Below are 8,236 nucleotides of genomic sequence, written 5' to 3' on the forward strand. Positions count from 1 at the left end.
CTGCCGGCCATGGTAGCCCAGGGCTTCACGGGCGCACCGGCCCGGGGCATGACCGGACCAGGGGCCGCTCCCGCGCTCAGCCGGGTCGCTTCAGGCTGAAAAGCTCGTCGAGCTGCTCCGGTGCCACCGGCTTGGTCAGGTGGCGGTCGAAGCCCGCTTCCAGCGCCGCCTGCTTGTCCTGCGCCTGGCCCCAGCCGGTGAGCGCCACCAGCAGCATGCGCCGGCCGCCGTCCTGGGCGCGGATGCGCCGCGCCACCTCGTAGCCACTGATGCCCGGCAGCCCGATGTCCACGATCGCCACTTCGGGTCCGAAGCCCTGCGCCAGCGTGACGGCGCCCGGGCCGTCGTGCGCGGTGCGCACCTCGTGGCCCTGCAGTTCCAGCAGCAGCGCCAGGCTCTCGGCGGCGTCGGGGTTGTCGTCCACCACCATCACGCGCCGGGCGTCCGGGGCCGGCACGGCCGCGGGCTCATCGGGCCCGGGTTCCGCCGGCGGCTGCGGCGGCAGCGGCAACCGCAGCTCGAACTCGCTGCCGCGGCCCAGGCCCTCGCTGCGCGCGCTCACGCTGCCGCCATGCAGCGCCGCCAGCGCGCGCACCAGCGCCAGCCCGATGCCCAGCCCGCCATGGCTGCGCGCCAGCGCCGGCTGCACCTGGGAAAACATCTCGAAGATGTACGGCAGGTGCTCCGGCGCCAGGCCGATACCGTCGTCGCGCACGCGCACCACGGCTTCCTCGCCCTCGCGCCGCGCCGTCAGCGCGATGTGCCCGCCTTCGGGCGTGTACTGCGCGGCGTTGTTGAGCAGGTTCAGCAGCACCTGCGTCAGCCGCGCGGCGTCGCCCACCAGCCGCAACGCGCCTTCGGGCAGTGAGACCGTGAAGGCATGGCGGCGCGCCTGCATCAGCGGCTGCGCGGCGTCCACCGCCGCCTGCACCACCTCCGCCAACTCCAGCGGCTCGCGCCGCAGCTCCAGCCGGCCCTGCGTGATGCGGGAGATCTCCAGCAGGTCGTCCACCAGCCGCGTGAGCTGGCGCAGCTGCCGCTGCAGCAGCTCGTGCGACCAGCGCAGTTGCGCGTCCTCGCCGGGCAGGCGCAGGCGCTGGATCTCCAGCGCGTTGCGCATCGGCGCCAGCGGGTTGCGCAGCTCGTGCGCCAGCGTGGCCAGGAACTCGTCCTTGCGCCGCGCCGCGTGCTGCAGCTCGGCGTTGAGGCGCTGCAGCTCCTGCTCGGCCTGCTTACGCTCGGTGATGTCGATGCCCAGGCCGTAAAGCATGGCGGGCCGCCCTTCGCCGTCGGCCAGGGCCCGGCCGCGGCCCTCCATCCAGCCCCAGCGTCCCGAGGCATGGCGGAAGCGGAATTCCACCGTGTAGTCCCCGACGCTCTCGATGCTCTCCCGCACCGCGCGCTGCAAGGTGTCGCGGTCCTCGGGATGCACCAGGTCCAGGAAAGCCTCCTCGTAGCCGCCGAAACGCCCCGGCTCCAGGCCGAACAGTTCCTCCAGCTCGCGGCTCCACCACACCTCGCCCGAGCCCAGCTCTCGCGACCAGGCGCCCATGCGCCCGGCGCGCATGGCCAAGCCCAGCACGTCGCGGCTCTCGCGCAGCGCGGCCTGCGCGCGCGCCGTCTCCAGCGCGAACCAGGTGCGCTGCGCCAGCTGCTCCACCAGCTCGATCTCGTCGCGCTGCCAGCGCCGCGGGTAGCGCTGGTGCACCGACAGCGACGCCACGAGCTTGCCCTCCTTGACCAGCGGCACGCACACCTGCGCGGCGATGTCCAGCGCGGCGTAGGCCGCGCGCGCGCCGCCCGGAGCCAGGCGCGGGTCGTGCGGCGCGTCCTCCACCACGAAGGTGCGGCCCGCCGCCAGCGTCTCGCCCAGCGCCGAGCCGAAGTCCGGCACCCGGTGCAGGCCCACGATGCTGGCGACGCCGTCGGTGTAGTCGTGGCGCACGCGCGCGTGCCGCCCGTCGGACTCGAACTCGGCATACAGGCAGCGGCTGGCGCCGAGCTGGCGGCCCAGGCGCTGCGCCACCTCGCGCTGCACCGCACGCGGATCGTGCTGCCCGGCGGTGGCATCGTGCAGCGACACCAGCAGCCGGTGCAGCGCCTCGCTGCGGCGCAGCGCCTGCTCGGCCTCGCGCCGCTCGCTCACGTCCACCAGCACGCCGGTGGTGCGCGCCGCGCGGCGTGCCCTGCCCCGGCCTTCGAACAGCGTCTGCGCCCGGGTGCTGACCCAGCGCAGCGTGCCGTCGGGGCGCAGCACGCGATGCTCCAGCGTGAACAGGCCATCGCCGTGCGGGTCCTCGGCGGCACCGCGGCCACGCTCCCAGAGCTCGCGGTCCAGCGGATGCACCCGCTCCAGCAGCGCCTGCGCGTCCACCGTCTGCCGCGGCGTCCAGCCCAGCAGCTCGCGCAGCTCGGCCGAGGCGTGCAGCGTGCCGGCGGCGTGGTCGAGATCGAAGATGCCAATGCCCGCGGCGCGCACCGCCAGCGCCAGCCGCTCCTCGCTGCGCGCCAAGGCCTGCGCGGCGCGCGAGCGCGCGGAGACGTCGTGCACCATCACCGCGATGCCCTCGATGCGGCCGTCATCGCCGTGGTGCGGCGCGTAGCTGGCCTCGATGCAGCGGTGCCCCGCGTTGCGGATGTTCAGCTCGGCTTCGTACTGGACGATCTCGCCCGCGAGCGCGCGCGCCATGCGCGGCTGCACCAGGCGCCAGGCTGCCTCGCCCAGCACCTCGTCCACCCGGCGGCCGATGAGCTCCTCGTGCGGGCGGCCGAACCACTGCGCGTAGGCCCGGTTGACGAAGCGGTAGCGCAGGTCGCGGTCCACGTAGGCGATGAGCGCCGGGACGTTGTCGCTGATGAGCTGCAGCCGCTCCTCGGCCTGGCGCCGCTGCGCCTGCGCGGCCTTCTCCGCGCTGATGTCGCGCGCCACCTTGGACAGGCCCACCACGCGCCCCTCGGCGTCGCGCACCGGCGACACGCCCAGCAGCACGTCGATGCGCCGGCCATCGCAGGTCAGCCGCACCGTCTCGTGATGCGCCACGCGCTCGCCGCGCGCCACGCGCCGCAGGATGTCCAGCGCCTCCTCGGTGCGGTCGTCGGGCACGATCAATGCCAAGGGTTGCCCAAGGGCCTGCGCCACGCTGTAGCCGTACATGCGTTCGGCGCCGGCGTTCCAGGAGGTGATGACCCCCTCCAGCGTGGTGCTCAGGATGGCGTCATCGGAGGACGCCACGATGGCGGCCAGCAGCGCCTGCATGTCGCCGCGCAGGCTGCCGGCGGGAGTCTCGGTCATGGCGGCCTTTCCGGGACGGCGCACCCGTGGGCCCGGCGCCTCGCCGAACCCTGGCCGCTCCAGCGGCGCGCTCCGTCCTCCGGAGAGGAAGAGCGGCAATCGGTGTGCCGACTTGAGCCCCGCAGCCTTGCGGCAGGACTTGGCACGCCGGTCCAGCGCTTGTCAGGCCGCCGCTTCCTCGCCCACCGTCAGCGTTTCGACCTCCTGCCGCGCCTGGGCCAGCGCCGCCGCGCGCGCCTCGGCGCCCAGGTTCACGCCCTCGGTACGCACCACCTCGACATCGGTGATGCCCAGGAAGCCGAACACCGCGCGCAGGTAGGCCTCCTGATGGTCCATCGCCTGCTCGAAGGCAGTGCCGGCGTAGCGGCCTCCGCGCGAGGACACGATCACCACCTTGCGCCCGCCGGCCAGCCCCTGCGGCCCTTCGGGCGTGTAGCGGAAGGTCCGCCCGGCCTGCGCGATGCGGTCGATCCACGCCTTGAGCTGCGTGGGCACCGAGAAGTTGTACATGGGCGCCCCCACCACCACCACATCGGCGGCCAGGAACTCGGCCAGCAGCGTCTCCGTCAGCGCCAGCTCGCGCGCCACGGCCTCGCCTTCGGGCTTGGCCGCGCCCGGCGCCGGGCGCAACGCCTGCAGCAGCTCGCCGCCCAGGTGCGCCACGGGCTGCGCCGCCAGGTCACGGTAAACCACCGTCGCGCCCGTGGCGCGGTAGGCCGCGGCCAGCGCCGCCGTCACTTCGCGCGTCACCGAGGCACCGCCCAGAGGGCTCGAATCCAGATGCAGAACGTTCATGGCGTACTCCGTTGAAATCCGTTGAAGCAGCAAGGCTTGCCGCATGCCCCAAAGAATAGGGTTTGCCCGCAAACCCTCCAGCGGATGGGACGCAATGTTGAATGCAGGATTTTTGAACATAAGCGCCTGCCAGGAGGCACCGCGTTCAGGCTTCCTCGGTTTCCGGCTCGGGCTCGGTGGCGAATTCCAGCGGGCTTCGCGGTGCCATGCGCACCGTGTCGCGCCCCTCGCGCTTGGCGGTGTAGAGCGCCGCGTCGGCCTCGGCGAACCAGTGCGCCGCGCTGCCCTGCCAAGCGCCGGGCTCGGAGATGCCGACGCTCACCGACACCCGCACCCCGCCGGCCACGGGCAGGGGTTGCGCCGCCAGCGCCGCGCGCACCCGGCGCGCGATGTAGAGCGCCTGCCCGGCGCTGCTGTCGAGCACGATCACGGCGAACTCCTCGCCGCCGATGCGCCCGGCCACGTCCACGTCGCGCACGTGATGGCGCAGGATGCGCGCGAACTGCCGCAGCACCTCGTCGCCCGCCGGATGGCCGTGCTCGTCGTTGATGCGCTTGAAGTGGTCCAGGTCCAGCAGCATCAGCGTCACCGGCCGGCCGCTGCGGCGCCAGCGCAGGAACTCCACGTCGAGCTGCGCATGCCAGTGCGCCTTGTTGAGCAGCCCCGTGAGCGGGTCGAAGCGCGCCATCTCCTGCAACTGCGCCTTCTGCGCGGCCAGCCGGCGTGACAGCCGGTACGAGGTGATGCCGATGACCAGCGGATAGGTCACCAGGAAGGGAATGCAGCTCACCAGCGTGCTCAGCGAGGACGTCAGCTCCATATGCCAGCCCAGCATCGCCACGCCGACGCCCACGCCCAGCGCCATCGCCAGCAGCCCGCGCGCGAACAGGCGCGGCCCGCCGACGGCGATGTTGTCCATGCACAGCATGGTGGCGATCAGCACGCTGGGCAGCAGGTTGAAGCCCATGGCCGGCAGCCAGAAGCCGCCGCTGAAGGCGTCCAGCAGCAGGTTATGGTGCTCGGCGCTGCGGGGATGCGGCGCGCGCCGCGCGCGGCGGTAGGCCAGGTGCGGCCACAGCAGCGCGTTGAAGACCAGCAGCGGCCACAGCTGCACCAGCATCCCGTGCTGGTGCAGGGCCGCGCCCACGCCCAGGCCTCCCAACGCCATCCCCAGCACGCGCGGCAGGTACAGCCGGCGCACCAGCCCCATGCCGGAGCGGTGGGTGCCGGCATACGGGACGGCACCCGCGCTCATGCGCCGCCTCCCTGCGCGGCAAGCCACTGCGCCAGCGCCGACGCCGGCATCGGGCGCGCGATGCCGTAGCCCTGCAGCGCGTCGCAGCCCAGCTCCGTGAGCGCCTGCGCGCAGGTCTCGGTTTCCACGCCCTCGGCCACGGTGCGCACCCCGAAAGCGCCGGCCAAGCCGATCACGGCGCGCACGATGTGCATGTCGCCCGCGTCGGTGAGCATGCGCCGCACGAAGCCCTGGTCGATCTTGACCGTCTTCACCGGCAGCTGGCGCAGGTAGTGCAGCGACGAATAGCCGGTGCCGAAGTCGTCCAGCGCGAAGGACACGCCCGCGCGCGCGCAGGCCTCCATGGTGCGGATCACCGCCGACAGGTCCGTCAGCGCCGCCGTCTCCAGCACCTCCAGCTCCAGCCGCCCGGGCGGCACGGCGTGCTCGGCCACGAGCTCGGCCACGCGCTCGGCCAGCTGCGGCTGCAGCAACACCGCGGCCGAGAGGTTGAGGCTCAGCGACAGCGCGACGCCCTCGCGGGCCCAGCGTCCCAGCTGCGCCACGCCCTGCTCCAGCACCCAGGCGTCGATCTCGCACTCCAGCTCCAGGCCGTGGACCTGCACCAGGAAATCGCCCGGCGACAGCAGGCCGCGCTCGGGGTGCTGCCAGCGCAGCAGCGCCTCCACGCCCACGGGCTGCCGGGTGCGCGCGTCCACCTTGGGCTGGTAGACCAGCATCAACTCGCCCGCGTGCAGCGCCTGGCGCAGTGCCAGCGCGTGGCGCTCGCGCTCGCTGACGCCCGTCTCCTCCTCGGTGACGAAGCACGCGTGGTTCTTGCCCAGGCGCTTGGCGCGCAGCATGGCCTGGACGGCGTTGCGCAGCAGGTGGCCCGGGGTGTGGCCGTGCTGCGGGTACAGCGCGATGCCCATACTGGTGGTCACGCGCGCGCTGCAGCGCTCCAGCCGATAGGGCGAGGCCAGCGTCGCCAGCACGCGCTCGGCCACCCGCGAGACCTCGGCTTCGGAGACGGCCTGGTCCAGCAGCAGCGCGAACTCGTCGCCGCCCAGCCGCGCCACGGTGTCGGTGGGGCGCAGCATCTGGCGCATGCGCTCGGCGGCCTGCACCAGCAGCTCGTCGCCGGTGGCGTGGCCCCAGGCGTCGTTGACATCCTTGAAGCCGTCCAGGTCCAGGTAGCACACGGCCAGCCGCTCGTGCCGCCGCGCGGCCTGCGCGATGAGCTGTTCCAGCCGGTCCATCAGCAGCACGCGATTGGGCAACCCGGTCAGCGCGTCGTAGTGCGCCAGCCGCTCCAGCGTCTCTTGCTGGCGCTTGAAGCCGGTGATGTCGCTGAAGATGGCGACGTAATGGGTATGGCGTCCCTGCGCGTCGCGCACGGCCGTGATGCGCAGCAGCTCGGCCAGCAGCGAGCCGTCGGCGCGGCGGTTCCAGATCTCGCCGCTCCAGGCGCCCTTGTCCACCAGCTCGGCCCACATGGCCTGGTAGAAGGCCTTGTCGTGGCGGCCGCTGGAGAGGATGGAAGGATTGCGGCCCAGCACCTGCTCGCGGCGGTAGCCCGTGATCGCCTCGAAGGCGGCATTGACGTCCACGATGCGCCCGTGCGGATCGGTGACTGCGATGCCTTCGCCCGCGCCGTTGAAGACCGCGGCGGCCAGGCGCAGCTGCTCCTCGGTACGCAGCCGCTCGCCCACGTCGGCCAGCGTGCCGGCGATGCCCAGGGGCTTGCCTTGCGCGTCCAGCACCTGGCGCAGGCTGGCCTCCACCCAGACGATGCTGCCGTCGCGCCGCAGCAGCCGCAGACGCTGGCGGCAGGACTTCTGCGCCTGGGCCATGAAGCGCTGGAAGCAGGCCTCGGCGCCGTCGCGGTCCAGCGGGTGCACGTGCTGCAGGAAGGCGCCGCCCAGCGAGTCGGCCAGCGCGTGGCCGGTGAGCTCGGTCCAGGCGCGGTTGAGGAAGCGCCAGCAGCCCAGGGCGTCGATCCGGAACACCACGTCGCGCAGGTGGTCGATCACGCCCCCCAGCTCGGCGGCTTCGGCAACGGCACTGCAGGGATCGGGAAAGTTCATGCCAGGAAGCGATCGCCGCATCCGGCGCCAGCTGCTTGATATAGGTCTATCGGCAGCCGCGGTCTCGGCTTGAGCCTGCAGCCGTGATCTGCTTCACGCGGTGCTCTGGGACCATCCGACGGCCGGAGGAAGAGTCGAGCGCCAGGACACGGTCAGCACCCCGGACGGAAAGACACCATTCGGAGTGTGGCAGTTCGGCGCGGTGCGGACCTTGAGGTCGCTCAAGTCGGCGGGCTTGCCCGGACCTCAGGGCGCGGCAGGCGGCGGCCGCCGCGCGCGCAGGTCGAACTCGAGGTCGAGCCGGTCCTCCACGCGCAGCGCGCCGCCGAGGACGGTCAGCGGCTGCATCTGGAAATCGGTCTGCAGCAGGGACAAGCGGCCACGGGCGCGCAGTTCCCCGTCCCGCACCGTCCAGTCCACCACCACGGGCAGGCGCCGCGTGACGCCGTGCAGGCTGATCTCGGCCTGCACCTCGGCGCCGGGCCGTGCCGGGGCCTGCAGCCGCACCCGCGCCAGCGGGAAGGCGTCCGCCTCCAGCACGCGCTGCAGCATGTTCTGGCGCGTGCCCTCGATGGCGGCCTGGGAGGGATGCGTGTCCAGCGCGTAGCGTGCGCGCAGCGCGGGGTCGTCCACCACCAGCTCGTGCAGCGCCAGCGTGATCTCGCCCTCGGCCACGCCCGTCGCCGGCAGGCGCAGCCAGCCCCGCGGCGCCGGGTGGCTCACCACGTGGTCATGCCCCAGCCGCGCCAGCGAGCCGCCGCGGCGCACCAGCACGGCCAGCTCGGAGCGCGCGGGATCGAGCGCGTACTCGCCGGCCAGCGCGGCGCC

Annotated in this window: 5 protein-coding genes; all 5 read right to left on the reverse strand. The window is 73.1% G+C overall.

Annotated elements, in window-relative coordinates:
* Positions 1–76: 76 nt before the first annotated feature.
* On the reverse strand, positions 77–3,292 hold the full coding sequence (locus Q0741_RS11380; RefSeq protein ID WP_298233317.1) for a PAS domain S-box protein: 3,216 nt from the start codon (positions 3,290–3,292) through the stop codon (positions 77–79).
* Positions 3,293–3,454: 162 nt separating this feature from the next.
* The gene (locus tag Q0741_RS11385) at positions 3,455–4,087 is read right to left on the reverse strand and encodes an NAD(P)H-dependent oxidoreductase (RefSeq protein WP_298233318.1); all 633 of its coding nucleotides are present in this window, start codon (positions 4,085–4,087) and stop codon (positions 3,455–3,457) included.
* A 145-nt stretch (positions 4,088–4,232) separates the two neighbouring features.
* The gene (locus Q0741_RS11390) at positions 4,233–5,342 is read right to left on the reverse strand and encodes a diguanylate cyclase (protein WP_298233319.1); all 1,110 of its coding nucleotides are present in this window, start codon (positions 5,340–5,342) and stop codon (positions 4,233–4,235) included.
* Positions 5,339–7,408 (reverse strand): EAL domain-containing protein, encoded by a 2,070-nt coding sequence (locus Q0741_RS11395; protein WP_298233320.1) that lies wholly within the window; start codon positions 7,406–7,408, stop codon positions 5,339–5,341. The genes Q0741_RS11390 and Q0741_RS11395 overlap by 4 nt, the downstream gene beginning before the upstream one ends.
* Positions 7,409–7,654: 246 nt before the next feature.
* On the reverse strand, positions 7,655–8,236 hold a 582-nt coding region (locus Q0741_RS11400; RefSeq protein WP_298233321.1), incomplete at its 5' end, for a YceI family protein.

The sequence above is a fragment of the uncultured Azohydromonas sp. genome (assembly GCF_937926365.1).
GTDB lineage: Bacteria > Pseudomonadota > Gammaproteobacteria > Burkholderiales > Burkholderiaceae_C > Azohydromonas.

Excerpts from the sequence above, each read along its gene's own strand:
- Q0741_RS11380 (WP_298233317.1), bottom strand. The coding sequence starts at position 3,292 with ATGACCGAGACTCCCGCCGGCAGCCTGCGCGGCGACATGCAGGCGCTG.
- Q0741_RS11385 (WP_298233318.1), bottom strand. The coding sequence starts at position 4,087 with ATGAACGTTCTGCATCTGGATTCGAGCCCTCTGGGCGGTGCCTCGGTG.
- Q0741_RS11390 (WP_298233319.1), bottom strand. The coding sequence starts at position 5,342 with ATGAGCGCGGGTGCCGTCCCGTATGCCGGCACCCACCGCTCCGGCATG.
- Q0741_RS11395 (WP_298233320.1), bottom strand. The coding sequence starts at position 7,408 with ATGAACTTTCCCGATCCCTGCAGTGCCGTTGCCGAAGCCGCCGAGCTG.